Raw genomic sequence first — 25,082 nt, 5'->3', positions numbered from 1 at the left:
GATATGAAACTCCGGACAACAGCAAGGCGGGCCAGCGGTTTTTCGCTGGTGGAGATTCTGGTGGTACTGGTGATCATGGGGCTGCTGATCAGTGTCGTGGCACCCACAGTGCTGAACCGTGCGGATGAGGCGCGCATCCAGAAGGTGCACGCGGATTTCAAGGCCATTGAGACCGCGCTGAAGATCTACCGCCTCGACAACTATGTGTATCCAAGCACGGAGCAGGGTCTGGAGGCTCTGGTAGAGGCCAGCAACCTCGACCCGCAGCCGCGTAACTTCAAGGATGGCGGCTACCTGCAGGAAGTTCCGCTGGACCCCTGGGGACGGCCCTACCTGTACCTGAGCCCCGGGGAAAACGGCGAAGTCGACATTTACAGCCTCGGTGCGGACGGCTTGTCGGGTGGTGAGGGACAGAACGCTGACATCGGTAACTGGAAGGAGCGGGACTGAGTCGATGCGCGCGCGGGCGGTGGTGGGTGCCCGCCGGGAGTCTGCCGCGCGGCGTCGCGGCTTCAGCCTGGTTGAACTGCTCGTCGTCCTGTTCGTGATTGTCATGATGACCTCACTGGCAACCCTGAACGTGGGCGATGGCGGGCAGCAGCAGCTGCTCGAATCCCAGGTGCGGGAGCTGCGGAACGTTGCAGAATTCGCGCTGGAGGAGGCGCAGATGGCCGGGCGCGATATGGGGTTGGTACTGGCCGTGGATCCGCGAGGCGCGGAAACCCGTTATCTATACGACTGGCGCGAACGCCGTCCTGAGGGTTGGCGGTCGCCGGCACTCGCCCGCGATGTGCTTGCGCCGCGCACGTTGGTGGCCGATGTAGAGCTGGTGCTGCTGCTCGACGGTGTGCCCGCGTCAGATCTGCTGACTGCCCCGCTGGCGGAGGATGCCGCGCCCCAGGTTGTGTTCTACGCCAGCGGCGAGGTGGCGCCGGGTGCGCTGGAATGGCGCAGCCGGGAGACTGCAGAGCTGTTGTGGCGACTGGAGTGGGATTTACTGGGGCGCATGGCGATGATGCCCCGCGGGCTGGCGGATGACGCGGATGCGCTGCGCTAGGTGTCCGCCGGGGGGGCTGCACGGTTTTACCCTGGTGGAGGTGATGGTGGCGCTGGCGATCGTCGCCCTGGCCTTACCCGCCCTGCTTTTTGCCCTGCATCAGCAGGTGGACGGTACCGGCTATCTGCGGGACAAGTCACTGGCGCAGCTGCTCGCCAACAGGAAACTGGTGGAGTTGCGGCTGCTGACGGCGGCCCGGGCAGAGTTGCTGCAGGGTGCGGACAGCGGTACCGAAGAGTTTGCCGGGCGCGCTTGGCACTGGCGACTGGAGAGCACCCCGACGCAGGTGCAGGGCTTTTTCCGGGTTGAGATTGTCGTACGCGCCGGCGAGGGCGAGAGCGGTCCGCTGATGTATTCGCTGGTGGCCTTCATGGCCATGCCCGGCGGCCTGCCGCAGGGCGTCGCCGCGCGGGCGCCTGTGGGGGATGTACCTCTTGCGGGCTAGAGGCTTTACGCTGGTGGAGGTGCTGATTGCGCTGGCGATTACGGCCTTTGTGGCCGCGGTAGCCTACAGCGGGCTCTCCACGGTCATCAGCGGCGTCGAAAGTACCCGCGTGGTGGCGGAGCGTACCTGGGAGGTGAATCGTGCCCTGCAGATACTGCAGCGTGACCTGCGACAGTTCGTGAACCGCCCCGTGCGTGACGAGTTCGGCGATGAGGAGCCGGCCTTGACCGGCGGCCCTGCGGCGCGCTTCCTGCTCAGCTTCACGCGCACCGGCTGGCACAACCCTGTGGCGCAGCCACGCAGTACGCTGCAACGTGTCAATTACGTCTGGGAGGACGACAGCCTCTGGCGCGAGAGCTATTCCGTACTGGACCGCACAGGCTCCACGGAGCCGCAGCGCGTGCGCCTGCTGGACGGTGTCACCGGCGTCCAGATCACCTTTCTGGCTGCCGTGTCGGCGCTGCAGCCGGGTGCTCGTGGCACGGCCGTGGATACCCGCAACTGGCCGGACAACTGGGTGGCGGATACCAGCCAGCCCGATGCCACACTGGAGCCGCCGGCGGCACTGGAGCTTACGCTGGAACTGGATGACCTGGGCGACCTGCGGATGTTGTATGCACTGCCCCCGCTATAATCGCACTGCGCAGCAGGGCGTGGCCCTGGTGGTGGCGCTATTGGTGTTTGGCCTGTGCGCGGCGCTGATGGTGGCCATGCAGCGCGAATTCACCCTGTTCGCACAGCGCGGTGCCAACCTGTTTCTGCAGGATCAGGGCTATGCGTACCTGCGTGGAGCCGAGGAGCTGGCGGCGGTGGCGCTGGTGATGGACTATGACGCCGACCAGTCGCGGGATGACAGGAGTGAACTCTGGGCGCAGCAGGCGACGCCCTATCCCCTGGACGAGGGTGGCTGGCTGGTGGGCTCACTGCAGGATCTGCAGGGGCGCTTCAACCTGAATGCGCTTGCGGCAACTCCGTCGGAGGCGGATGAAGCTGCGGCCTCGGACCGGTTTACCGCGGCGGAGGAGTTTTTTATTCGTCTGCTGCAGGCACTCCCTGACGCGCCTCTGGGGCAGGCGGAAGCGGTGGCGGTGACCCGCGCCATCGGCGACTGGCTGGATGCGGACGGCATCCCACGGGCGTACGGCGCTGAAGACGATGTCTACTTCCGTCAGTCGCCACCCTATCGGGCAGCCAACCGGCCGATGGCCAGCGTCAGTGAGCTGCGCGCAGTGGCCAATGTCACGCCGCAGCTGTATCTGGCGCTGGCGCCGTTGGTGACGGTCTGGCCGCGTACACCCGCACCGCTGAACATTCATACGGCGTCGCTGCCCCTGCTGCGGGCAGTCAATGCTGACGGTGACCTGGCGCCCCTGAGTGAAGCCCAGGGCGAGGCGTTGCTGCAAACACAGGAAGAGCAGGGTGGCTTTGCCGATGTGACGGCTTTTCTCGAGCATCCGGTGTTTGGCGATAAAAGCATGGCCAAGGTCCTCGCCCTGCTGGGTGAGAGCTCATCCTGGTTTCTGCTCTCGGCCGAGGTGGAAGTTGCCGAGCGCAAGATGCGCTTGTACAGTGTCCTGCAGCGCAACAAGCGCGAGGTGCAGCCGGTCGTGCGTGCGATGGGTAGCCTGTGACTCGCTCGCCATCCCCGGTATTGATGACAACGGAGAACGTCCTGTGCAGAACCTAGCCGTCGTGCGCCTGATGGATGATGCGCTTGTCTGGTACCCTCCCGGCGCCGGCGCACAGCCTCTGCCACTGCACAGCGCGGAAGACGTGGCAGACTTCGCCGCCAGGCTGCGCAGTGCGCGCTGGCAGGCCTGTTTTGCGGCGCCCGGAGCCGAAGTACGGGTGGTAACGCTTCCCGTGGCACCGGCCGAGAAAAAACACCTGGCGCGCGCGCTGCCCTACCTGTTCGAAGAGCAGGTCGCTGACGATATCGAAGCGCTGCATTTCGCGGCGCGCGCCCTCGACAAGTCCCGCTATGCCGTCGCCATCTGCAGCCACCACGCCATGCAGCGTTGGGCGGAGGCACTGGCGCACTTGCCGGACTTGCCCCAGTGGGTCCCGGAGGCGCTGTTGCTGCCCTGGCGCGCGGGTGAGTGGTGCCTGGTTATGGATGGCGAACAGGTTATCGTGCGCAGCGGTGAGGGTGACGGTTTTACCGTGGAGCGTGAGCTGCTCCCGGTAGTGCTCGAGGCTGCTGCTGAACAACAGCTGCCGGAGGCGATCATCGTCTACGCCGGGGACCACGCCGCCACACTCGAGTTGCTGCCGCCGGGCTTGCGTGAACGTGTGCAGTGGCGGCAGGGGAACCTGTGCAGCGCACTGTTGCTGTCCAACGAGGGGCCGGCGTTGAACCTGCGCCAGGGCGCTTATGCGCCGCGCCTGCCGCTGCAGCAATGGTGGAATCACTGGCGACTTGCAGCCGGGGTCGTCCTGGGCGCGTTCGCGCTGCAGCTGGCGGCGACCTGGGCCGACTATCGGTCACTCGCAGCCGAGAACCTCGCACTGCGCGGAGCCCTTGAAGCGAGCTATCGCCAGGCGATGCCCCAGGGTGCTCTGGTGGATGCCGAACGGCAGCTGCAGCGGCAGTTGGACAGCCTGCGTGGTGGCCCTGGTGCCGGCAGCTTTGTGCCGCTGCTGGAGCGCGCCGGCGGTGTTATCGCCCAGCGTCCGTCGGCCCGGGTGCTCAGCCTGAATTACAATCAACGCGGCGGCGAGATGCGGCTGAACATTGTCGCCAGCGACTTTTCCGCTGTTGAGCAGTTGCGCGCGGGGCTCGCCGATGCGGGTCTCGCCGCTGAAATGGAAAGCAGCAGTGCACAGAGCGACGGTGTGCGGGCGCGGATCCGGGTGAGGGGGGCGTGATGAAAACATGGTGGGCGGGCCTCGCTGTGCGGGAGCAGGCAAGCTTGCTCGTACTGGCCGTTGCCGTGGGTGTCTGGCTGCTTTGGATGGTGTTGTGGGTGCCCTTGGCGGCCAAGCGCGACCGCATGGCCGAGCAGAATATTGCCACAGCGGAAGCACTGGTGCGTGTCGATGCGCTGTCGGCGCTCGTCATGCAGGCGCGCGCAGACGGCGCTCCGGTTCGCGCCAGCAGCAACCTGGCTGCGGTGGTCAACCAGAGCACGGCGCGCTTCGGGCTTGCGGTGAGCAGGTTGCAGCCCGGCGCGGGCGGCGATCTGCAGGTGCGCCTGGAGAATGCCCGGTTTGCCGATCTGGCGGCCTGGCTGCATCAGCTTGAATCGCGCGATGGCCTGATATTCGAAGAGGTCGCAATCACCCAGGCAGGAGGTGCCGGCCGGGTGAATGTCACGGTGCGGATCAGCCAGCCATGACGCGGCCCCGCCTGCTCCTGGGCTGCGTTGCCCTCTGTTTGCTGTTGCTGTTCCTGCTGGCCAGCGCGCCCGCCCATCTGGTTGTCCGCGCCCTTGTCGGGACGCCAGTGGTGGCTGACGGTCTGGGGGGTACGCTGTGGCAGGGGCGTGCAAGTCGCGTCCGTGTGGCTACCGATGCGGGTGTCCTGCACCTGGGCGCGGTGACCTGGTCGTTGCGCCCGCTCTCGCTGCTTGCGCTCGCGCCCACCCTGCGCTTCAGCGCCCGCTGGGGTACCCAGCAGGTGGCGGGCGAAGCCACGTGGCGGGGTGCGAACGAGGTCCTGCTGAACGGCGTGGAGGCGCGGTTCGATGCATCGCTGCTGCGCCATCTGGCGCCGGTGGCGCTCACCGGGACGCTGGGTGCACAGATCGACACCCTGCACCTGCGCGACACAGTCCCCCTCGAAGCCGTGGCCCGCTTCACCTGGCAACAGGCGGGCTGGGACTCACCGCAGGGGCTGTTACCGCTGGGCAGTTACGCCGTTGATGTGCGTGGCGCGGCGCCGGCGCCATTGACCGGCACTATCGTGACCCTCGCCGGGCCGCTGCGCGCCGAGGGAGAGTTGCAGTTGCAGCAGCGCGACTATAGCATCGCCATCATGTTAACCCACGATGGCGCCTGGGATCCGCTGTTGCAGGAAGCGCTGGCACTGTTGGCGCGGCCAGTGGCGGAAGGCTACGATCTGCGACTCAGTGGTTCGCTCCCCGGGCCGGATCGCTGATTCCACACAACCAAACAGGACCAAGTACAATGAGTAAACCCGGCCAGCGCAAGTATGAATGTGTCATTTGCGGTTTCATTTATGACGAGGCTCTGGGTATCCCCGAGGACGGCATTGCGCCGGGCACCCTCTGGGAGGACCTGCCCGATGGCTGGGAATGCCCCGACTGCGGTATTTCGAAAGAAGACTTCGACCTCATGGAAGGCTGAGCCCGCCTCCCGACTTTCTGGACATCCCCGATGACGACAGCAACCCGGTTGCAAGCCCTGCGTACACTGATGGCGGAGCGGGGTTACGATGCCCTGGTGATTCCGCGTGCCGACGAGCATCTCGGCGAGTACATTCCCCTGCACAACGAACGCCTGCTCTGGGTGTCCGGCTTCACCGGGTCCGCAGGCATGGCGGTCGTCCTGCGTGATGCGGCTGCCATCTTTGTCGATGGGCGCTACACGGTGCAGGTACGGCAGCAGGTTGATGCCGCGCATTTCAGCTACCAGCACCTGATCAAAACCCCACCGGCTCACTGGTTAACGACGACGTTGCAGGCGGGCGCCCGCGTCGCCGTGGATCCCAGGCTGCACAGCCTGCACTGGTATCGGGAGACGGAAGACACGCTGCAGGCCTCTGGCATGCAGCTCTGTGCGGATGCAGACAACCTCGTGGACCAGTGCTGGCTGGAACGCCCCGCCGCCGATGTGCGCCCGGCGTTGCTGCTGGACGAGACCTTCACCGGTGAGTCCAGCGCCAGTAAACGCGCCCGCATCGCGGCGGGCCTGGATGCGCATCGCGCTGACGCCGCCCTGGTGTTCGCTCCGGACTCGGTCTCCTGGTTGCTCAACCTGCGTGGCCTGGATGTCCCCTGCCTGCCGGTGTTGCAGTCCATGGCGCTACTCCGACGCGACGGCTCGGTCGACCTTATCGTGGATCCGCGGCGCATGCCGGAGGGCTGGCAGGCGCACTGTGGCGCCGATGTACGGCTGCATGCGCCGGAGGCTGCGGCGACCCTGCTCGCCGCGCAGTCAGGCTGTCGGGTATTGGCGGACCCGCACACCGCAAACGCCTGGAGCCAGCAGCTGTTGCAGGACGGTGGTGCCACCCTGATCGCCGCGCCGGACCCGGTGCTGTTGCCCAAGGCCTGCAAGAACGCCGTGGAAATCGCTGGCGCGCGCAGTGCCCACGTGCGCGATGCGGTCGCCGTGGTCCGTTTTCTTGCCTGGCTGGATTCTGAGCTGCGGGCGGGTCGCTATCACGATGAAGCGGGGCTTGCCGATCAGCTGCTGGCCTTCCGCGAGGGTGGCGAGCACTTTCAGGGACCTTCATTCGACACGATTTCCGCCGCCGGCGGCAATGCGGCCATGTGCCACTACAATCACCGGAATGGCACCCCGGCGCAGTTGCCACCCAACTCGGTGTACCTCGTGGACTCTGGTGGCCAGTACACCGACGGTACCACGGACATCACACGTACCGTGGCAATCGGCGAACCACCGGCCGAGGTCCGCGAGCTGTTCACGCGGGTCTTGCAGGGTCACATCGCGCTGGACCAGGTGCAGTTTCCGGAGGGGACAACCGGCACTCACCTGGATGTGCTGGCGCGCCAGCCGCTCTGGCGCGCGGGTTTCGACTACGATCACGGCACGGGGCACGGTGTCGGCGCCTTTCTCAGCGTGCACGAAGGTCCGCAGCGTATCGGCCGGGCCTGGGGCGCAACCACCCTGCAACCGGGCATGATCCTCAGCAACGAGCCCGGCTATTACCGGGACGGCGCCTTCGGTATTCGCTGCGAAAACCTGGTGGTGGTGCAGGCGGTGGAGGGTGACCTGGAAACACCGATGTACGGCTTCGACGCACTGACGCTGGTGCCCTTCGACCGGCGGTTGATCGACGCCGGCATGCTGTCGCGCGATGAGCGGGTGTGGATCGACCGCTATCACAGGCGCGTGGAAGACGCGGTGGGCCCGCTGCTGGCGGGGCCTGATCGACAGTGGCTGGCCCAGGCCTGCGCCCCGCTCGCGGCCAGCTGATGCCCCGGGGGCTTTTGTGTACACTGTAAATAATAATGAGAATACCGGGGGTCGGATACCATGGCGGTAGCACAGGCGGACCATTGGTCCTCGCGATTTGCCTTCCTGATGGCAGCGGTCGGCTTTGCGGTCGGCCTCGGCAACATCTGGCGTTTCCCCTACATCACGGGTGAGAACGGTGGCGCGGCGTTTATCATCGTCTACCTGGTCTGTGCCTTTGGCATAGGGATGCCCATCCTGATCGCGGAGCTGATGGTCGGCCGGCGCGGCCAGGCCAGCCCGCCGGCGGCGATGGCGGCGGTCGCAGTGGAGAGTGCGCGCAGCCGGCAGTGGCAGTGGGTGGGCGGCATGGGTTTGCTCGCTGCCTACACCATCGAAATTGTGTACGCGGTCATTGTGGGCTGGGTGTTGTGGTATCTCTTCAAGGCGGTTACCACGGGTTTCGTAGGTGTCGATGCGGTAGACGCGGCCGCGCAGTTCAGCGCCGTGCAGGCGGATACCGCAGGGATGCTGTTCTGGACGCTGGTGGGACTGGCGATCACCGGGCTGATTATCTATGCCGGGGTCAAGGACGGCATTGAGCGGGCAGTGGTGGTGATGATGCCGCTGATGTTTCTGCTGCTCGTCGGCCTGGCCGTTTACAACTATTTCGCCGGAGGGTTCACTGCGGCCATCGACTGGCTGTTTACGCCGGACTTCAGCAAGATCGGCCCGGACGCGGTGTTGGCCGCCATTGGCCAGGCGTTTTTCTCCATCGGTGTGGCGATGGGCGGTATGATGATTTACGGCTCTTACCTGCCCAAGTCTATTTCCATTGGTCAGTCTGCGCTGATCGTGGTGATTGCGGATACCCTCGTGGCGCTGCTGGCGGGCCTGGTGATTTTCCCGGCCGTGTTCAATTACGGGCTGAACCCGGCTGCCGGTGCGGGCCTGATTTTCCAGACGCTGCCGGTAGCCTTCGCCCAGATGCCCGGGGGGCAGGTGTTCGGTGTGCTGTTTTTCACCATGCTGTCGGTGGCCGGCATCACCTCTATGGTGGGGCTTGTCGAGTGCGTGAATGCCTGGATCGAAGAGCGCTACGGCATGCCGCGGCATCGCAGCGCCTTGCTGGTTATTGGCTCCGTCGCCGTGTTCAGCGTGCTGAGCATCCTGTCCTATAACGTGTGGGTGGATTTCAGTATCGGTGGTCGCAACTTCAACGACAGTATGGATTATTTCTCCAACCAGATACTCCTGCCCCTGGGCGGCCTGTTGATTGCGGTGTTTGCCGGCTGGGTTATGACCTCCTGCGCGAGCCGCGATGAACTCTCCAGCATGCACGGCCTGGGGTATGCGCTTTGGCGTTTCATGATTCGCTTTGTCGTCCCGCCCGCGCTGGTGGTCATTTTCGTACGCGGTGTGACAGGCTGACACCGCGCGGATTCGCCCATGTCGGGTTTGCGCCCGCGGAGAACCCATGCTGACAGCTCTCAATGATTTCCTCTGGGGCCAGGTGCTCGTGCTGGTGCTGGTGGCCGTAGGCCTGTTGTTCACTGTAGCGTCCCGCGGGGTGCAGTTTCGCTATTTCAGGCGCATGTTCGGCGTGCTGCGCGGCGGCATGCACCATGAGCGCGGCCAGGTGAGTTCCTTCCAGGCACTGGTGGTGTCGGTGGCGGGCCGCGTGGGCAGCGGCAATATCGCGGGCGTCGCCGTGGCCATTACCCTCGGCGGCCCGGGTGCGGTGTTCTGGATGTGGCTGATTGGCTTGATGGGCATGGCAACAAGCTTTTTCGAGTGCTCGCTGGCGCAGCTGTTCAAGCGCACGGAACCCGACGGCAGTTTCCGCGGCGGGCCGGCCTATTACCTGACGCACGGCGTCGGACAGCGCGGTCTGGCCGCCGTGTATTCCGTATTGCTGCTGGTCACCTTTGGCCTCGGTTTCAATGCGGTACAGTCCTATGTTGTGGCAACGTCCCTGGCGGAGTCCTTTGGTATTTCCACCTGGATCACCGGCCTGGTCATGGTAGTGGTGCTGGGTTCGGTGATTTTCGGTGGCATTCGCCGCATCGCGCTGGTCTCCGAGGTGATTGTGCCGATCATGGCGCTCATGTACTTCCTGGCGGCGCTCGTGGTGATTGCACTGCATATCACTGAGGTTCCCGCCGCGCTGTTGCTTATCGTGAAGAGTGCATTTGGGCTGGAGCAGGCTGTGGGGGGTGGGCTCGGCGCCGTGATTCTGCAGGGTGTCAAACGGGGCCTGTTCAGTAACGAGGCGGGGCTTGGCAGCGCACCGAATGTCGCGGCGGTGGCGCATGTGCCGCACCCGGCCAATCAGGGCGTGGTGCAGGCTTTCAGCGTGTTTATTGACACCATGATCATGTGCAGCTGCACCGCCGTGATTATCCTGCTTTCCGATGTGTACCAGCCGGGTGCGCCGGATGTAGACGGTGTACTGCTCACCCAGCTTGCCATGGGCAGCCATGTGGGCGGCTGGGGTGCCACCTTCGTGTCAGTCGCTCTCGTGCTCTTTGCCTTCAGCTCTATCCTCTACAACTACTATCTGGGTGACAACAGCCTGAGTTTTTTCAGTCACGACAATGCCACGGTGGCGAACGGGTTTCGCGTGGCAGTGCTGGGGCTGGTGTTCTGGGGCTCGCTGCAGGACCTCAGTACCGTGTTCGGTTTTGCCGAAATCACCATGGGACTGCTGGCACTGGTCAATCTGGTGGGGCTGGTCTGGATGTACCGGATTGGCATGCGCCTGCTGCGCGACTACGATACACAGCTACGCCAGGGTGTGGAGCCGCGCCTGCGGCCGGACGCCTGGCGCGACCTCGATATTGATGCGAAGTCCTGGCCGGGTTAGCGGGCTGCAACCGCAGCGCTTGCTCACAGCACCGGTGAAAACAGGCGCGCCGCGCCCATCGCCAGGGGAAACCAGGCTGGTTTGGCGTCGATTTCCGCGAGCGTGACTTCGCGGCACTGTAGTAGATCTGCCTCCAGCATGGCCTGCACCTCGCTGGCAAACTGCTCGCCATCCACCAGCAGGGTAATTTCGAAGTTCAGTCTGAAGGAGCGATTATCGAAGTTGGCTGTTCCCACGCCCGCCAGGTGATGGTCCATGAGCAGGACTTTCTGGTGCAGGAAGCCGCCCTGATAGCGATACACCTTCACACCCGCGGGCAGCAGCTCCCGTGTGAATGACCAGTTGGCCATGCCGACGACCGGGCCATCGGGTTCATCGGGAATCATGACACGCACATCGACACCGCGCAGCGCGGCAAGCTGCAGTGCAGACACGATACTCCGGTCGGGCACGAAGTAGGGGCTGGCAATCCAGATGCGTTGCCGCGCGGCCACAATAACCTGCAGGAACATCAGCCCGGCCTGCTCCAGAATACTGGAAGGGTCCGAGGGGAAGACGAGCACGTTCTCGTTGCCCCGCTGGCTGTCCTCCGCGTCGGGGTGTACCACACTGAGCACGTTCTGGGTGGCCCAGCGCCAATCCGTGGCAAAGGCCAGCTCGACGCCCAGTACAGCCGGCCCCTGCAGACGCAGGTGGGTGTCGCGCCAGTGGCCGATGCGCGGGTCCAGGCCCAGATACTCGTCGCCGATGTTGTGCCCGCCGACCCAGGCGACGCGACCGTCCACCACGACGATCTTGCGGTGATTGCGAAAGTTCAGCTGAAACCGGTTGCGACGGCCCTGCGTCGTGTTGAATGCGGCAACCTGCACGCCAGTCTGGCGCAGCTGGCGGCAGAGTCCGGTACGGTGAAAGTTGCGGCTGCCAATCTCGTCGTACAGCACATGCACGCTGACCCCCGCTCGAGCCTTGTCCGACAGTACCCTGCCAAGACGACGGCCCAGGTTGTCGTCGCGAATGATGTAGGATTCCAGCAGGATGTGATGTTCTGCGGATTCCAGCCCGGCGAGGATACTGTCGAAGGTCTGCTGGCCGTCAATCAGCAGTTCAACGGCGTTGCCGCTCGCCGCGGGTATGCCGGTGAGGTTGAACAGGGCGTTATATACCGGTTCGGCGGGTGAGCTGGCGACCAGGTGCTTGGCGACTTCGGCGCGGGTCTGCTGGAGCAGCTCGCGGGTTTCCTGCTCCACGGCGTTGCGCTGTTCCAGGTAACCATCAAATTTGGTGCGACCGAATACCAGATAGCAGGGTACGGCGATGTAGGGCATGGTAAGCAGCGAGATGGCCCAGGCGATTGCCCCCTGCGCCGTGCGCACGTTGATGATGGCCTCCACCGCCGATACGATGCCCAGGGCGTAGAACAGGACCACCGCAACTGCGATGATCTCGGTGTACATCTCAAGCCCCAAGCCGCTTACCCGGCCCCCGCCAGCAGGTGCCGGCGCAGGGTCTGGACGTCCGCGGTGGAGAGCGCCAGGCCATCGCGAACATAGGCATCGAAGCTTCCCCAGCGCGCATCAATCTCGTCGAAACCTGCCTGTAGCCAGCGCGCATCTACACTCAACATGGTGGCCACGGTTTCCGCTGCGGCCTCGCCCCTGAACAGCCGCAGCAGCATCAATTCGCGGCTGCGGGCATCCAGCGACGGCTCGCGGCTGGCGAGGTAGTCCTGGATGATCTGCTCGTCGGGAACGCCCAGAATGCGCAGGAGAATGGCGGCGGCAAATCCGGTGCGGTCTTTGCCGGCAGTGCACTGCCAGGCCACCGGGCGACCCTCGGCCCGGAGCACTGCGTGCATGAACTGACGATACTGCGGGGTGAACTCGTCGGCAAACTGACGATTGGCCTGGAGCATGAAGGCATCGGCATCGAACCCTGTGAGATCGTCGCTTTCGATCCGCTCACGCAACTCGCTCACCATGGCGTTGTTCCCGGCATCGAGGGTGGGGATGCTCAACTGCGTGAACGGCGCATCCTCGGGTACGCGGCTGGGTTCCTCCTCGCGTTCGCCGGCAGAACGGAAGTCGATCAGCGTGTCCAGCTGCAGGCGCTGAAGTTGCTGCAGGTCGCTGCGTGTCGCGGTGGCGAAATGACCTGAGCGGTACAGTCTCCCCCAGGCTACGCGGCGTCCGTCTTCCGTGGTGTAGCCGCCGAGGTCGCGAAAATTGTGGATCCCTTCGAAGCCCAGCAGGCGGGCGGATTCCCGGTCAGCGTCGGGCAATTCCGCAGGCAACTGCAGGGGTGCAGGCGGTATGAACTGGATAATGGCCAGTGCGATAAGAAACACGGCCAACAGCAATTTGTACCAGAACGCTCGTGACATGCGGTATCCGTCTGGAAGAAGGCTCCGCGCAGGATACCACCCCCGCGCGGACGTTCGTAGCCGGTTATTCGAGGAGTTCGGGCTGCTCCGCAACAATCACGTCGTACAGTGGCTGGAAGCTGAACCAGCCCGCCAGGGACGAGCCAACGGTGCCACGGGTCTGTCGCGCGCATTCCGCGTCGATCAGCTTTGGCGTGCCGGCGGCCTCGGCCAGGAGTTGCGCCTGGCAGGAGCGCTCCATGGTGATAAACCACCAGGCGGCCTCGTCCACGCTTTCGCCAACGGTCAGCAGTCCGTGGTTCTGCAGGATGGCGGCCTTGTTGTCGCCGAGCGCCGCGGCGATTCGTTCGCCCTCCGAGTTGTCCAGCACAACGCCTGTGAAGTCGTCGAACAGCACATGGTCTTCGAAGAAGGCGCAGGCGTCCTGCGTGATGGGATCCAGCGTACGCCCGAGGGAAGCCCAGGCTTTGCCATACAGCGAGTGTGAATGGGCTGCTGCGGTGACCCTTGGATGTGCCATGTGGATGCGTGAATGAATGGTGAAGGCCGCGCCGTTCAGTAACCCGTCACCCTCTACGACATCGCCGGTGTGGCTGACCAGCAGAAGGTCGGATACCCGCATCTGTTTGAACGAACGCCCCATGGGATTGACCCAGAAGTGATCACTGTGCTCCGGGTCGCGCACGGTCACATGGCCCGCAACGCCTTCGTCGAAGCCGAACTTGCCGAACAGGCGCAGTGTCGCAGCAAGGCGCTGCTTGCGCTCAGTGCGCAGTTCGGTGAGGGATTTGTCGGTGGATTCACCGCCCATGCCGCTCGTGTCGCGGTTCATGATGATGTTGTTGTTCGCTGTACGCATTTTAATGCCTCTTCCGTGTATATTCTGCCTACCAGTGTAGACGTTTTCCCCTTGCGCAGGCGTCAAACTCTTTACATATTAACTAAATCTAATATAACGTTGTCAGCATTGCCGGAGGTGCAACAGGAATGTCAGAGATGGACGCTGCCGCAATGGCCCGGCAGGCGAGACAGGCAGTAGCCCTGCTCAAGGAACTCGCCAATGAACAGCGGCTGTTGATTCTGTGCACGCTGGTTGAGGGCGAGTGTTCGGTAGGTGCACTGAATGCAGGGCTGGATCTGTCGCAGTCCGCCTTGTCGCAGCACCTCGCGCGCCTGCGCGAAGCAGGTCTGGTAAATGCCCGGCGTGACGGACAACAGGTGTATTACTCGGTTGCCGCGGGCGAGGTAGCTGCTGTGCTACAGGTGCTGCACACATTGTACTGCGGTGAGGCGCAACGCTGAGCATGAGCCACCCGCTGGACCGTGTGGTGAATTACACCCTGGGCGGCGGCTTGCCCAAGCTGCTGTTCGTGATCGGCATCGTGGCGGGGCTGCTGGCCCTGCTGCTGACCCCGCGTGAGGAAGAGCCTCAGATCGTCGTGCCCGTGGTGGATGTGTTTGTCGAGGCGCCCGGGTTGACGGCCGTGCAGGTGGAGCGACAAGTCGCGGTGCCCCTGGAGAAACTTCTGGCACAGATTCCGGGGGTCGAGCACGTCTATTCCACAACAACAGCCGGGCGCTCGGCGGTCACGCTGTCGTTCTTCGTCGGCGAAGATCGGGAAGAAGCGCTGCTCAACACCTACAACAAGCTGTACTCCAACCCCCAGCACCTCCCCGCGGTCGTCAGCCGCTGGCACCTGAGCCCGGTGGAGGTCGATGACGTTGCGATCGTGGTGCTCGCATTGTGGTCGGAGGCACCGGAGCGCTACAGCGACTACGATTTGCGTCGCGTGGCGGACGAACTGAGTACGCGCCTGCAGCGCCTGCCAGACACGGGTGAAGTGACGGTAACCGGTGGCCGCACCCGCCAGGTGCAGATTCTGCTGGACCCGGAAAGCCTGGCCGCGCGGCGCACCAGTGCGGCGGAGGTAAGTGCGGCACTGGCGGCATCCAACCAGCTGCAATCCGCCGGCCGCTGGACGTTCAGCAACGAGTCGATTCTGCTGGAAAGCGGGGACGCGCTGCGCGGTGCACACGAGCTGCCGGGACTGGTTGTGAATGTGATCGATGGTGTGCCGGTGTATTTGCGCGATGTGGCGCGGATTGTGGATGGTCCGCAGGAGCCGGCGAGCTACACCTGGATCAGCTTCGCCGGGGAGCCCGGAGAGCAGGGGCAATCCACGCCGCGCTACCCCATGGTGACGCTGAATGTCGCCAAGAAGCCGGGCACCAATGCGGTCGGCGTCGCGCAGCGGGTGCACGCAGAGCTCGAATTGCTGCAGCGCGATCTGCTCCCGGCGCAGATGCATGTGAGCGTATTGCGCGACTACGGCCAGACGGCCGATGAGAAAGTCAACAACCTGGCCAGCAGCCTCGGCTTTGCCATCGTTACCGTGGTGGTGTTCATCAGTGTGTTCCTGGGCTGGCGCGCGGGCCTGGTAGTGGGCCTGGCGGTGCCAATCTGCTACGGGTTCACGCTGGCCCTGGACATGGCCTTCGGCTACACCATCAACCGCGTTACCCTGTTCGCGCTGATCCTCGCCCTCGGCTTGCTGGTGGATGATCCGATCACCGGTGTCGACAACATCGCGCGCAACTTTGCCGTAGGCAGCGGTTCGCGCGCGCGTCGCATCGTCGATGCAATGGCGGAAATACGTGTGCCCTTGCTGATGTCGACACTGACCATTGTCGTGGCCTTTCTGCCTCTGGCGTTTATCACCGGCATGATGGGACCGTATATGGCACCCATGGCTTTCAACGTGCCTGTGGCCGTTATCAGCAGCACGCTGGTGGCCTTTCTGGTCACGCCCTGGCTTGCCGGACGCCTGCTGCCCTCGATGGACAGCCCGGCTCTTGACGCGTTGACCGGTGACAGCGGTGGCAGCAACCATGGCGTGTACGCGCGGCTGGTGGGCCCCCTGCTCGCGCACCGCGGTAGAGCTCGTTTGGTGGTGTGGGTGGTGATTGTGCTGTTTCTGCTCGCAGCCAGTCTGCCGTTGCTGCGCCTTGTGCCCCTGAAATTGTTGCCCTACGACAACAAGAACGAGGTCCAGGTACTGATCGACCTGCCGGAGTCGGCCACTCTCGAGCAGACGGCGGCCTTGACCCAGCGTGTTATGCAGTCCCTGCTGCGGGTGCCGGAAGTGCAGACCGTGGCCGCATTTGTCGGTGAGCCTTCGCCGATCGATTTCAATGGCATGGTGCGCCGGCATTACCAGCGTGTGGCGCCGCAGCTGGCGGACATCCGAGTGGTGCTGGTCGACAAGGCGGCTCGCGAGCAGCAGTCACACGGTGTTGTGCTGCGGCTCCGGGCGTTGCTCGCCCCACTGCAGGCCGAGGGGGTGCATCTGAAGGTGGTGGAGGTACCTCCGGGTCCTCCCGTGATGAGCACGCTGGTGGCGGAGGTCTACGGCGATACGCTGACGCCCTATGAACGTCAGCTGGCTGCCGCCCGGCAGCTGGCCGACCGTCTCCTGCGAGAAGCGCATGTGGTCGAGGTGGACACGTCCGTAGAGGCGCGGCAGATGCGCTGGCGTTTCGTTGCGGACAAGCCGCGAGCGGCACTGTCCGGTGTGTCGACGGCGGATATCAATGACACCATCGCCATGGCGAACGAAGGTCTGGTCGCAGGCTATCTGCAGGAGGCCAGTGAAGCGCTGCCCTTGCCCCTGCTGCTGCGCCTGGCCCCCGAGCAGCGTGTCTCGCCACAGGATTTTGCACGCCTGCAGGTCAAGGGGCGTGCCGGCATTACCCAGGCCAGCAAGGCCAGTGGACTGGATGCGGCACCGCAACCTTTGGTGGCGTTGGGCGAACTCGGCGAGTTTCAGCAGCTGGCGGCCGATCAGGCAATTTATCGCAAGGATCTGCGCCCTGTCGTGTATGTCACCGCTGAACTGTCGGGCCGCCCTCCCGCCGATGTCATCGCCGATATGGTAGCCGACCGGGGCGTCAGCGAGGGCAGTGCAAACGACTGGCAACAGCGCAGCTTCCTCAATCCCGGTGGAGGTGATGGCTGGGCGCTGCCGGAGGATATCGAGGTCCGCTGGACCGGTGAGGGGGAGTGGCGCATCACAGTCGATGTGTTCCGCGATATGGGACTGGCATTCGCTTTCGCCCTGGTGGCGATTTTCTTTGTGTTGCGGGTGCAGACAAACTCCGCGGCACTGTTGCTGATTATCATGGCTGCCATTCCGTTGACCGTGATCGGCATCATGCCCGGATTCTGGTCGCTGAACATGTTGGGAGAGCGGAGCGTTGCGGGTGCGCCAGACCCGGTGTTGTTCACCGCAACGGCAATGATCGGCATGATTGCGCTGGCGGGTATCGTGGTGCGCAATTCACTGATCCTTGTCGAGTTCGTCACCCAGGCGCGCGGTCGCGGCGAGAGCATTCGCAATGCTCTGCTGGAAGCGGGTCATGTGCGCATGCGTCCGGTGCTGTTGACGGCGGGTACAACCTTGCTCGGCAATCTGGTGATCATCCTGGACCCGGTGTTCAGTGGCCTGGCGCTGGCAATTATTTTCGGCATCATCGCGTCGACCCTGTTGACCCTGGTGGTGGTGCCGGTGGTGTATCTGCTGGTCTTCGACCGTGAGACCGGGGAGGTCGCAAGCAATGCGTAGTGTCTGGAAATGGGCGCCGGCCGTGGCGGCAATCGTGGTGCTGGTGCTGTTGGTCAGCTGGATGGCGGGTGTTTTTGATAAACGGCTTGCGCCCGGTCTTGCGCCCCCGCCTGCTGAGCCGGCGCAGGCGGCTTACCTTGTGGAACTGGAGGAGGTGCCGGTTGCCGAGCCGGTGCCCGGTTCCGTGGAGGCGAAGCAGGCAACGCTGATTTCGTCGCGTATCATGGCGCGCATTGAGCGGATTCTGGTGCGCGCTGGCGACACCGTCAGCGAAGGGCAGCTGCTGCTGGAACTCGAAAAGACTGATCTGGAAGCGCGGGTCGCCCAGGCCAGTAACCAGATCAGCGCGGTGCGCGCGCGTTTCACGGAAGCCGAACGCAATCTGCAGCGCAGCCTGGAGTTGCAACAACGCGGTCTGCTTTCCGCCTCTGATCGCGATGCGGCGCAGGCAACGCGCGACAGCCTGCAGGCCGACCTGCAGCGCATGCAGCAGGGGCTTGAGGAAGCGCGCGCCGCTCTGGCCTACGCGTCTATCCGGTCCCCGCTGGATGGTCGGGTCGTTGACCGGTTTGCCGAACCCGGTGACACCGCAGCCCCCGGTACACGCCTGCTGTCGCTGTACAATCCGCTGTCACTGCGGGTCGAGGCGAGTGTTCGCGAACAGCTGGCAGTGCGCCTGGACGTGGGCCAGACCGTGCCGGTGAGCCTGCCGGCACTGGACAGCAGGGTGAGCGGCAGCATCGAGGAGATCGTACCGGCGGCTGAGCCCGGATCACGCAGCTTTCTGGTGAAAATTCGCCTGCCCTACGATGACCGGCTGCTGCCGGGATTGTATGCGCGCATTGAAGTGCCGGCGGGCAGTGAGCAGCGCATCCGCGTGCCCGAGAGCCTGCTGGCCCGGGTGGGGCAGCTGTGGGTGGCTGATGTTGCCGGCCCGGAGGGGCCGGAGCGCCGCTTTCTGCGCGTTGGCAAGCGCGACATTGATGGCCGGGTCGAGGTGGTTGCCGGGCTGGAGCCAGGCGACCGCGTGCTGCCGGCGGCTGCGGACCCGTGAGCGAGGTCAGCCGTCCTTGCGCAGGTTGTCCGGACCCCAGTAGGCTTTCATACTGCTGATCTTGCCATTGTCATCGAATTCAAACACATCGATAACGTCAATCTGCATTCCCGGCATGACAACATGGAACGGGAAGGCGACCGCATTGCCCGCGCAGCGCACCTGCCCTGACAGCCGCAGTTTGGCGCCGGCGCCCAGGGCACCCTGGTAAAACGCGCAGATGGCATCAAGGCCGCGATGCGGCTCCGTGCCAACCGGGTCTTCTACTACGGCGTTGTCGGCGTACATGCCGCGGATAATCTCCACATCGGATTTTTCGAACGCCTCAACGTAGCGTTCTACCATGGCGAGCTTGTCTGCATTGTTCATTCAGTGACCTCGTTTTCTGTGGTGTGCCTTCAATAGCCGCACAGGGTGGCATAGCGGTTTTTGTGGAAACCGGTGTCGCCAAGAATCTGCATGGCAGTGCGTGCGCGTTTCAGGAAGAACCCGATCTCAAGCTCATCGGTTACCCCGATGCCACCGTGCATCTGCACGGCCTCATTGGTGGCGTGCCTGCCCAGGTCGTTGAGCGTGGCCTTGGCGAGGCTGGCCATGATGGCCAGCTGCTGTGGCTGCTCGTCCACGACGGTCAGCGCCTGCAGGACCACGGAGCGTGCCAGCTCCAGCTCCGCCTGCAAACTGGCGGCGCGGTGTTGCAGGGCCTGGAAGCTGCCGATGGGCACGCCGAACTGCACGCGCTCCTTCAGCCAGGCCACCGTGCGCGCAAACACTTCTTCAACGCTGCCCAGCATCTCGGCAGCCATGGCGATGCGACCGCGGTCGAGCACGTCCTCAAGCCACCGCCCCGCCTCACCCTCGGTGCCGATGACCTGGTTGCTGGCGATGCTGACCGCGTTAAAGCGGATATTAGCGGCGTTGCGGCTGTCGGCCATGATGGTGCGTTCGATCTCGACACCTGACGTGTCGCGCGGGACAAGCACCACCGAGAGACCGTCGCGGCTGCTTGTCTCGCCGGCGCTGCGGGCGACTACCAGCAGCGCATCCGCCGAATGACCGTCGAGTACAAACAGCTTCTCACCGGAAAGCAGAAAGCCGTCACCCGACCTCTCCAGCCGGGTGGCGATATGGTGCGGTCGGTGGTGGTGTGATTCCTCCAGCGCCAGCGCCAGCGTAAGCTCGCCCGCTGCAACCTGTGGCAGGTAGTCTGCTTTCTGGGCTTCGCTGCCGCCCAGTAACAGCGCGGACGCGCCGACAACTGCCGTGGCGAACAACGGGCTCGCGGCCAGGGTGCGGCCGGTTTCCTGCAGCACCACGCCGAGGCCACTGAAGCCGAAGTCCAGGCCGCCAACGTCCTCGGGCAGGATCACGCTCGCCCAGCCCAGCTCCGCCATCTGGCGCCAGAGCTCCGGGTCATACCCCAGCGGGTCGCGGGCGTTGCGCAGGGCGCGCAGGGCGCTGACGGGCGCCTCCTTCTGCAGAAATTCGCGTGCTGTTTCGGCCAGCAAGCGCTGTTCTTCATTCAAAACCAGTGCCATGCTGTTCTCCTCAGTACTCGGTGGCAGCTTTGGGGGGCTGCGGCAACTGCAGGACGTGGTTGGCGATCACATTCAGCTGCACTTCGCTGGTGCCGCCGGCGATGGTCATGGCTTTTGACATCGCCCAGAGGCGGGTGGTGTCGAGTTCCTCCGGGGTGAATCCGGGCGCCTCCCAGCCGAGTCCACGGGTGCCCATAATGGCCAGCAGCAGCTCGTTCTTGTCCTTGATGGCCTCCGTACCGAGGTACTTCATTGCCAGCCCGACGGTTCCCTTGATGCCCGCCGCGCGCTCCTCAAAGCTGCGCATGTGGGTCAGGCCAATCGCATGCATGCGCATTTCGTAGTCGACCAGGTCGCTGCGCAGCTGTGCGTTGGCGATGCGGCCGTCGGTGAATTCCAGGTAGCGCCGCGCAGCCTCGACCGGGGGGATTTCCTTGCGCGGCGAATCCCCGCCGATTTCCGCCATCAGCTTACGCTCGTGGACCAGCAGCGCCTTGGCCACCGACCATCCCTGGTTCAGCTTGCCGACCAGATTGCTCTTGGGCACGCGAACGTTGTCGAAAAAGGTCTGGCAGAATTCGGAGTCACCGCTGATCAACTCAATCGGCGTGGTGCTCACTCCTGGGCTTGCCATGTCGATGAGCAGGAAGCTGATGCCCTCCTGCTTCTTGGCGTGGGGGTCGGTGCGCACCAGGCAGAAGATCCAGTCTGAGCGATCCGCGGCCGTTGTCCAGATTTTGCTGCCGTTGACCAGGAAGTGATCGCCCTGGTCTTCGGCCCGGGTTTGCAGACTGGCGAGGTCGGAGCCTGCCCCTGGCTCGGAGTAGCCCTGACACCAGCGAAACTCCCCGTTGACGATGGCCCGCAGGTGCTCTTGCTTCTGTGCCTCACTGCCATATTCCAGCAGCGCCGGCCCCAACATCCACAAACCCAGACTGTACAGGGGCGTGCGCGCGTTGATGCGCTTCATTTCCTCTTTCAGAATCTGCCCCTGCTGCGGCGTGAGGCCGCCGCCGCCATAGGCTGTGGGCCATTCCGGCGCAGTCCAGCCGCGGTCGCGCATCCGCTCGAACCAGACGCGTGCATCGTCGCTGGCAAAACTGCCGCGCCGCCCGCCCCAGTACTGTTCTTCCGGTGTATTCGGCAGCCGCTGCGAAGCGGGGCAGTTGGCTTCCAGCCATTGCCGCGTTTCCTCGCGAAACTGGTCTAGGTCTTCCACGCACAATCTCCTGTGTGACGGCCGTTCTCGCGCTGCCGGGAGGGCGCGCGCGGCGAGTGTGCCAAGGGTAATGACCGCGCGAGTATAAGCAAACGGCTGAGCGTATTGCCGGGCCCGAGAGGCAGCACTGGTATAGAGCAGCAAACCCTCCGGTGCTGCGCAATCACCTGCGTCGAGTTCAGTGCCGCGTACCGCCGGAATTGACGCTCTCCTGGGCTCTGGTTCATGCTCCGGCGCTGGAATTCATTCACGAGGGCAGGCAATGCAGCGTTTCACGAACAGGGTAGTCATGGTCACGGGAGCCGGCAGCGGTATTGGGCGCGCCGCGGCAGTGCGCATAGCGGCTGAGGGTGGCAGTGTGTACTGCGTGGATATCAGTCAGGCTGGCCTCGACGACACCGTAGCGACCATCTCGGCGGCGGGCGGCGAGGCAACTGGACAATGTTGCGACGTGTCTGATGAAACCCAGGTCAAGGATACGGTGGCGGCCTGCGTGGCGCGCTACGGCAGCCTCTACGCGCTGGTGAACATGGCCGGGATTCTGCGCTTCGACGATACCGATGCGATCGCCCTGGACGCCTTCCAGCGCGTGATTGCCGTCAACCTGACGGGGACACTGCTGCTCTGCAGGGAAGTCCTGCCTCACCTGATGGAGACCCGCGGCAGTATCGTAAACGCCGCGTCCACGGCGGCCCTTGCGGGACTGCCCTGTGGTGCAGCGTATTCAGCGAGCAAGGGTGGTGTGCTGGCGATGACACGCAGCATCGCCGTAGAGTTTGCCAAGCGCGGCGTACGGGCCAACTGCGTCTGCCCTGGCGATATCAACAGCGGTATGACCACGGGCATCGAGTGGCCACCCAACATGGACTTTGAGTTGATCGGGCGTATTTCGTCCCTGTCCGGTCCGAAAGATGCCGAGGTCATGGCGGGTGTCATTGCCATGCTGGCATCCGAGGATGCGGTGCATATCACCGGCGAGGACATCCGGGTCGACGGTGGCACGCTCTCCTGATGTTGGCACAGCGCCCGTTCTCGGGCGTTGCACGCTACTCTGAATCGCTCAATCTGACGCTCACCTCGCGCCGCTCATCGCCGCGGCGCAGGGTGATGGTTACCGTGTCGCCGGGCTCATGCTGCTCGATCAGGCTCAGGTAATCGTCATTGCTGCGCACGGCCTCGCCGTCCACGGCAGTGATAATGTCCCCCAGAAGGATTTCACCTCGCGCGTTGCGGTAGGCACCGCGGATGCCGGCACGATCTGCAGGCAGGCCGGGGAATACGCGCACCACAGGCAGCCCTTCGATTCGATAGCGACGAATCCAGCGATCGCTGGCCAGTTCCAGGCCGAGACTGGGCCTCTGGATACGGCCATAGCTGATCAGCTGGGGCACCACTTCCCGAACCGTATTCACGGGAATGGCAAAGCCGATACCCGCACTGGCACCGCTGGGGCTGTAGATTGCGGTATTCACCCCCACCAGCTGCCCCATGGAATTGAGCAGGGGGCCGCCCGAGTTGCCCGGGTTGATGGCGGCATCGGTCTGGATGACGCCGCGGATGGTGCGGTTGCCCGGTGCGCGGATCTCGCGCCCCAGGGCGCTGACCACACCGGTGGTCAGTGTGGTGTCGAGCCCGAAAGGATTGCCGATGGCGAGAACCTTGCGACCCACGCTGAGCTCCGATGAATCGCCCAGTGGCAGCGTGGTCAGTCCCGCCGGCGGGTTTTGTATGCGCAGCACGGCGAGATCCTTCTCCGGCGCCACGCCTATGACCTCCGCGTCGTACTCGCTGCGATCCTGCAGGGTGACCGTCAACCGGTGCGCTCCGGCTATCACGTGAAAGTTGGTGACAATCAGGCCGCTGGGGTCCCACACGAAACCTGTTCCGGAACCGCGCGGTATCTCGTGTACGTTCAGTGAAAACAGGTCCCGCCGCAGGGCCTTGTTGGTAACGAACACCACCGCTGGGCTGGCCTTGCTGAAAATCTCCGTGCTGTTGGCCTCGTCCTCGGTGGCGAAGCTCAGGTAGTCAACCTCCTGGGCCAGGGCCGACGGCAGTAGCAGCGCAAGACCCAGTACGCACAGCCAGTGTTTCACAGCTGTCCTCCCTGATCCTCCGCGAAGGTCGTCTGGAACGCCCGGATGCGCTTGGCGTTGGCGCCGATGTCGCCCACACCCACCCGCGATACTGAACGCAGGTCGATCACGCTGCCCTCGGAGGTGGAGCGGATGCGCACGGCGATATCATCCTTGAAGGCCATGATGGCGGTGGTGTCGACGGCCTCGAATCGCCATGCATCCGCATCCTGCCAGGTGATTTTCCAGCCCAGTTGGTCAGCGACGGCCAGCGCATGGCGGAAAGCATTGTTCGCGCTGCGTTCACTGCGCAGCGACTGCAGGTCCGGATAGGCGTCCTGCTGCGCGCCCAGACTGTCGGGCTTGATATCCAGCGGGTTGCTGTCCGGGCCGCGCAGGGACGGCGCGTGGCTGAATGTCGGTGGGTCGCTGAGGTCGGTGGTGATGTCGTGAATCGCAGGGTAGTCTCCCCGCCCCGCCACAACCGACAGGAAAAGCAGCGTGCCGGGCAACGCGCACGCCAGTCCTGTGAGCAGCCGCCTGCGTTGCTGCCGGTAGCGGGGCAGCACAGACAGCACCGTGAGCAGTAGCGCGGTGATTGCCGCCAGCAGGCAGGCCAGCGCGTACAGCAGCAGGCCCTGTTGCCAGTGGCCGGACCGCACAACAAGCACGGCCAGCGGCAGTGTCAGCAGTAAAGTGACGCTGAAGTAGAAGAGCAGCGTTGGCAGTCGTGCGGGACGTGGATGGTCGGTCATGTCGGGCTCCAGGCGAAGTCGCAGAGGGGGTGAGAATACTATTCCGGGGCGCAGTGTGCGAGGCCCGTCTACGGTTCAACAGAGCAGTCACGCCCTGCGTTTTGAGGCTGGCGCATTGAGCTTTGTGGGGGCATTTGCTTAACTCCAGCGCTCACACGGATAACAAGCCCGCAACGGGCACAAGGAGCTGCAGTATGGGACGAGTCGCCGGTAAAGTCGCCATTGTTACAGGTGCCGCCAGTGGGATGGGCAAGGCAGACGCCATTCTGCTGGCAGAGGAGGGTGCCTCTGTGGTGGTCGCTGACCTGAACGAGAAAGATGGGCAGGCGGTCGCGGACAGCATCGGTGGGCGCGCGCGTTTCATGCGCCTGGATGTTTCCGATGAAGACAACTGGCGGCAGGTTATTGCCGACACCCTGAGCGTGTTTGGGCGCCTGGACATTCTGGTGAACAACGCCGGTATGCTGACCATCGCGTCGATTGTAGACACGGATCTGGCGATGTTCCGCAAAGTGCAGTCCGTGAACAGTGAGGGTGTTTTTCTCGGCTGCAAGCACGCCATCCCGGCCATGGAGCAGAGTGGCGGCGGCTCGATCATCAACATGTCATCGGTGGCGGCTATCCAGGGCATTTCCTTTGCCGCGGCCTACAGCGCCAGCAAGGGCGCAGTACGCTCCATCACCAAATCCATTGCGATGTACTGCAAGGAGAAGGGCAACGGCATCCGCTGCAACTCCATCCACCCGGATGGTGTGCGTACGCCCATGGTCATCAAGGCTGCTACAGGCAAGGACTCGGCGTCTCCGGAGGAGCTGGCTTCGCTGCAGGGCAACGATATGTGCAACCCGGAAGATATCGCGCAGATGGTGCTCTACCTCGCTGCGGATGAGTCCTGGTTTGTCAACGGGACTGAAATGCTGATCGATAACTGCTCCACGATCACGCCGCCTGTCGGCCTGTCATAGGAGG

The 25,082-nt window shown here is 64.1% G+C and carries 25 protein-coding genes; 17 read left to right on the top strand and 8 right to left on the bottom strand.

Going from position 1 to position 25,082, the window contains the following annotated elements:
- Positions 1-3 precede the first annotated feature (3 nt).
- From gspG to AACZ17_RS14850, 12 genes are read left to right on the top strand one after another with little or no spacing between them, the layout of a single operon-like run.
- Complete coding sequence (gene gspG, locus AACZ17_RS14905) at positions 4-450, top strand: type II secretion system major pseudopilin GspG (RefSeq protein WP_290741587.1); 447 nt, start codon at positions 4-6, stop codon at positions 448-450.
- A gap of 4 nt (positions 451-454) precedes the next feature.
- The gene (locus tag AACZ17_RS14900) at positions 455-1,057 is read left to right on the top strand and encodes a GspH/FimT family pseudopilin (protein WP_290741590.1); all 603 of its coding nucleotides are present in this window, start codon (positions 455-457) and stop codon (positions 1,055-1,057) included.
- The gene (gene gspI, locus AACZ17_RS14895) at positions 1,044-1,502 is read left to right on the top strand and encodes a type II secretion system minor pseudopilin GspI (RefSeq protein ID WP_290741592.1); all 459 of its coding nucleotides are present in this window, start codon (positions 1,044-1,046) and stop codon (positions 1,500-1,502) included. Before AACZ17_RS14900 ends, gspI begins: the two co-directional genes overlap by 14 nt.
- The gene (gene gspJ, locus AACZ17_RS14890) at positions 1,483-2,136 is read left to right on the top strand and encodes a type II secretion system minor pseudopilin GspJ (RefSeq protein WP_290741594.1); all 654 of its coding nucleotides are present in this window, start codon (positions 1,483-1,485) and stop codon (positions 2,134-2,136) included. Before gspI ends, gspJ begins: the two co-directional genes overlap by 20 nt.
- Positions 2,117-3,133 (top strand): type II secretion system minor pseudopilin GspK, encoded by a 1,017-nt coding sequence (gene gspK / locus AACZ17_RS14885; protein WP_290741596.1) that lies wholly within the window; start codon positions 2,117-2,119, stop codon positions 3,131-3,133. Before gspJ ends, gspK begins: the two co-directional genes overlap by 20 nt.
- Before the next feature lie 43 nt (positions 3,134-3,176).
- Entirely contained in the window at positions 3,177-4,370 is a 1,194-nt protein-coding gene (gene gspL / locus AACZ17_RS14880) for a type II secretion system protein GspL (RefSeq protein ID WP_290741598.1), read from the top strand.
- Complete coding sequence (locus AACZ17_RS14875; RefSeq protein WP_290741600.1) at positions 4,370-4,840, top strand: type II secretion system protein M; 471 nt, start codon at positions 4,370-4,372, stop codon at positions 4,838-4,840. The genes gspL and AACZ17_RS14875 overlap by 1 nt, the downstream gene beginning before the upstream one ends.
- Positions 4,837-5,601, top strand: coding sequence for a type II secretion system protein N (gene gspN, locus AACZ17_RS14870; protein WP_290741602.1), 765 nt, complete (start codon positions 4,837-4,839; stop codon positions 5,599-5,601). The genes AACZ17_RS14875 and gspN overlap by 4 nt, the downstream gene beginning before the upstream one ends.
- A gap of 29 nt (positions 5,602-5,630) precedes the next feature.
- Entirely contained in the window at positions 5,631-5,810 is a 180-nt protein-coding gene (locus AACZ17_RS14865) for a rubredoxin (RefSeq protein WP_290741604.1), read from the top strand.
- A gap of 30 nt (positions 5,811-5,840) precedes the next feature.
- Entirely contained in the window at positions 5,841-7,625 is a 1,785-nt protein-coding gene (locus tag AACZ17_RS14860; protein WP_290741606.1) for an aminopeptidase P family protein, read from the top strand.
- A gap of 60 nt (positions 7,626-7,685) precedes the next feature.
- Positions 7,686-9,035, top strand: a complete 1,350-nt coding sequence (locus AACZ17_RS14855; protein WP_290741608.1) for a sodium-dependent transporter — start codon at positions 7,686-7,688, stop codon at positions 9,033-9,035.
- Between the two features lie 46 nt (positions 9,036-9,081).
- Positions 9,082-10,470 (top strand): alanine/glycine:cation symporter family protein, encoded by a 1,389-nt coding sequence (locus AACZ17_RS14850; RefSeq protein WP_290741610.1) that lies wholly within the window; start codon positions 9,082-9,084, stop codon positions 10,468-10,470.
- Positions 10,471-10,493: 23 nt separating this feature from the next.
- Here AACZ17_RS14850 and cls read toward each other — a convergent pair whose 3' ends face one another.
- The 3 genes from cls to AACZ17_RS14835 form a co-directional block, all read right to left on the bottom strand.
- Entirely contained in the window at positions 10,494-11,924 is a 1,431-nt protein-coding gene (gene cls, locus AACZ17_RS14845; protein WP_290741612.1) for a cardiolipin synthase, read from the bottom strand.
- Positions 11,925-11,941: 17 nt separating this feature from the next.
- Complete coding sequence (locus AACZ17_RS14840) at positions 11,942-12,850, bottom strand: tyrosine-protein phosphatase (RefSeq protein ID WP_290741614.1); 909 nt, start codon at positions 12,848-12,850, stop codon at positions 11,942-11,944.
- Positions 12,851-12,914: 64 nt separating this feature from the next.
- Complete coding sequence (locus tag AACZ17_RS14835) at positions 12,915-13,709, bottom strand: class II aldolase/adducin family protein (RefSeq protein ID WP_290741616.1); 795 nt, start codon at positions 13,707-13,709, stop codon at positions 12,915-12,917.
- Between the two features lie 137 nt (positions 13,710-13,846).
- Here AACZ17_RS14835 and AACZ17_RS14830 point away from each other — a divergent pair, with 137 nt between their 5' ends.
- Genes AACZ17_RS14830 through AACZ17_RS14820 form a run of 3 tightly spaced genes read left to right on the top strand, consistent with a single transcriptional unit; the run spans position 13,847 to position 18,526 of the window.
- Positions 13,847-14,152 carry a metalloregulator ArsR/SmtB family transcription factor gene (locus AACZ17_RS14830; protein WP_290741618.1) on the top strand — a complete coding sequence of 102 codons (306 nt, stop codon included), beginning with the start codon at positions 13,847-13,849 and terminating at the stop codon, positions 14,150-14,152.
- 2 nt (positions 14,153-14,154) lie between these two features.
- The gene (locus AACZ17_RS14825) at positions 14,155-17,472 is read left to right on the top strand and encodes an efflux RND transporter permease subunit (protein WP_290741620.1); all 3,318 of its coding nucleotides are present in this window, start codon (positions 14,155-14,157) and stop codon (positions 17,470-17,472) included.
- Positions 17,465-18,526: an efflux RND transporter periplasmic adaptor subunit gene (locus AACZ17_RS14820; RefSeq protein ID WP_290741622.1), complete on the top strand. Its 1,062-nt coding sequence runs from the start codon at positions 17,465-17,467 to the stop codon at positions 18,524-18,526. Before AACZ17_RS14825 ends, AACZ17_RS14820 begins: the two co-directional genes overlap by 8 nt.
- 6 nt (positions 18,527-18,532) lie before the next feature.
- Here the strand turns inward: AACZ17_RS14820 and AACZ17_RS14815 are convergent, their stop codons facing one another.
- The 3 genes from AACZ17_RS14815 to AACZ17_RS14805 are packed head-to-tail and all read right to left on the bottom strand — an operon-like array spanning position 18,533 to position 21,283.
- On the bottom strand, positions 18,533-18,895 hold the full coding sequence (locus AACZ17_RS14815) for a nuclear transport factor 2 family protein (protein WP_290741624.1): 363 nt from the start codon (positions 18,893-18,895) through the stop codon (positions 18,533-18,535).
- Positions 18,896-18,924: 29 nt separating this feature from the next.
- The gene (locus AACZ17_RS14810) at positions 18,925-20,064 is read right to left on the bottom strand and encodes an acyl-CoA dehydrogenase (protein WP_290741626.1); all 1,140 of its coding nucleotides are present in this window, start codon (positions 20,062-20,064) and stop codon (positions 18,925-18,927) included.
- Between the two features lie 10 nt (positions 20,065-20,074).
- A complete protein-coding gene (locus tag AACZ17_RS14805; protein ID WP_290741628.1) occupies positions 20,075-21,283 on the bottom strand; it encodes an acyl-CoA dehydrogenase family protein in 1,209 nt (402 codons plus the stop codon).
- 262 nt (positions 21,284-21,545) lie between these two features.
- On the opposite strand from AACZ17_RS14805, the gene AACZ17_RS14800 reads away from it, so the two are divergent.
- Positions 21,546-22,295 carry an SDR family NAD(P)-dependent oxidoreductase gene (locus tag AACZ17_RS14800; protein ID WP_290741630.1) on the top strand — a complete coding sequence of 250 codons (750 nt, stop codon included), beginning with the start codon at positions 21,546-21,548 and terminating at the stop codon, positions 22,293-22,295.
- A gap of 34 nt (positions 22,296-22,329) precedes the next feature.
- Here AACZ17_RS14800 and AACZ17_RS14795 read toward each other — a convergent pair whose 3' ends face one another.
- Together AACZ17_RS14795 and AACZ17_RS14790 are read right to left on the bottom strand one after the other, a co-directional pair.
- Positions 22,330-23,358 (bottom strand): trypsin-like peptidase domain-containing protein, encoded by a 1,029-nt coding sequence (locus AACZ17_RS14795; protein ID WP_290741742.1) that lies wholly within the window; start codon positions 23,356-23,358, stop codon positions 22,330-22,332.
- Between the two features lie 17 nt (positions 23,359-23,375).
- Positions 23,376-24,113 carry a DUF1499 domain-containing protein gene (locus AACZ17_RS14790; RefSeq protein ID WP_290741633.1) on the bottom strand — a complete coding sequence of 246 codons (738 nt, stop codon included), beginning with the start codon at positions 24,111-24,113 and terminating at the stop codon, positions 23,376-23,378.
- Positions 24,114-24,307: 194 nt separating this feature from the next.
- Between AACZ17_RS14790 and AACZ17_RS14785 the strand changes: the two genes are divergently transcribed.
- The gene (locus tag AACZ17_RS14785; protein WP_290741635.1) at positions 24,308-25,078 is read left to right on the top strand and encodes a glucose 1-dehydrogenase; all 771 of its coding nucleotides are present in this window, start codon (positions 24,308-24,310) and stop codon (positions 25,076-25,078) included.
- The last annotated feature ends 4 nt before the right edge of the window (positions 25,079-25,082 follow it).

The sequence above is a fragment of the uncultured Haliea sp. genome (assembly GCF_963973825.1).
Classification (GTDB): domain Bacteria; phylum Pseudomonadota; class Gammaproteobacteria; order Pseudomonadales; family Halieaceae; genus Haliea.
The sequence above is the reverse complement of the archived record's forward strand: the minus strand, read 5'-3'. Positions and strand labels throughout refer to the sequence as shown.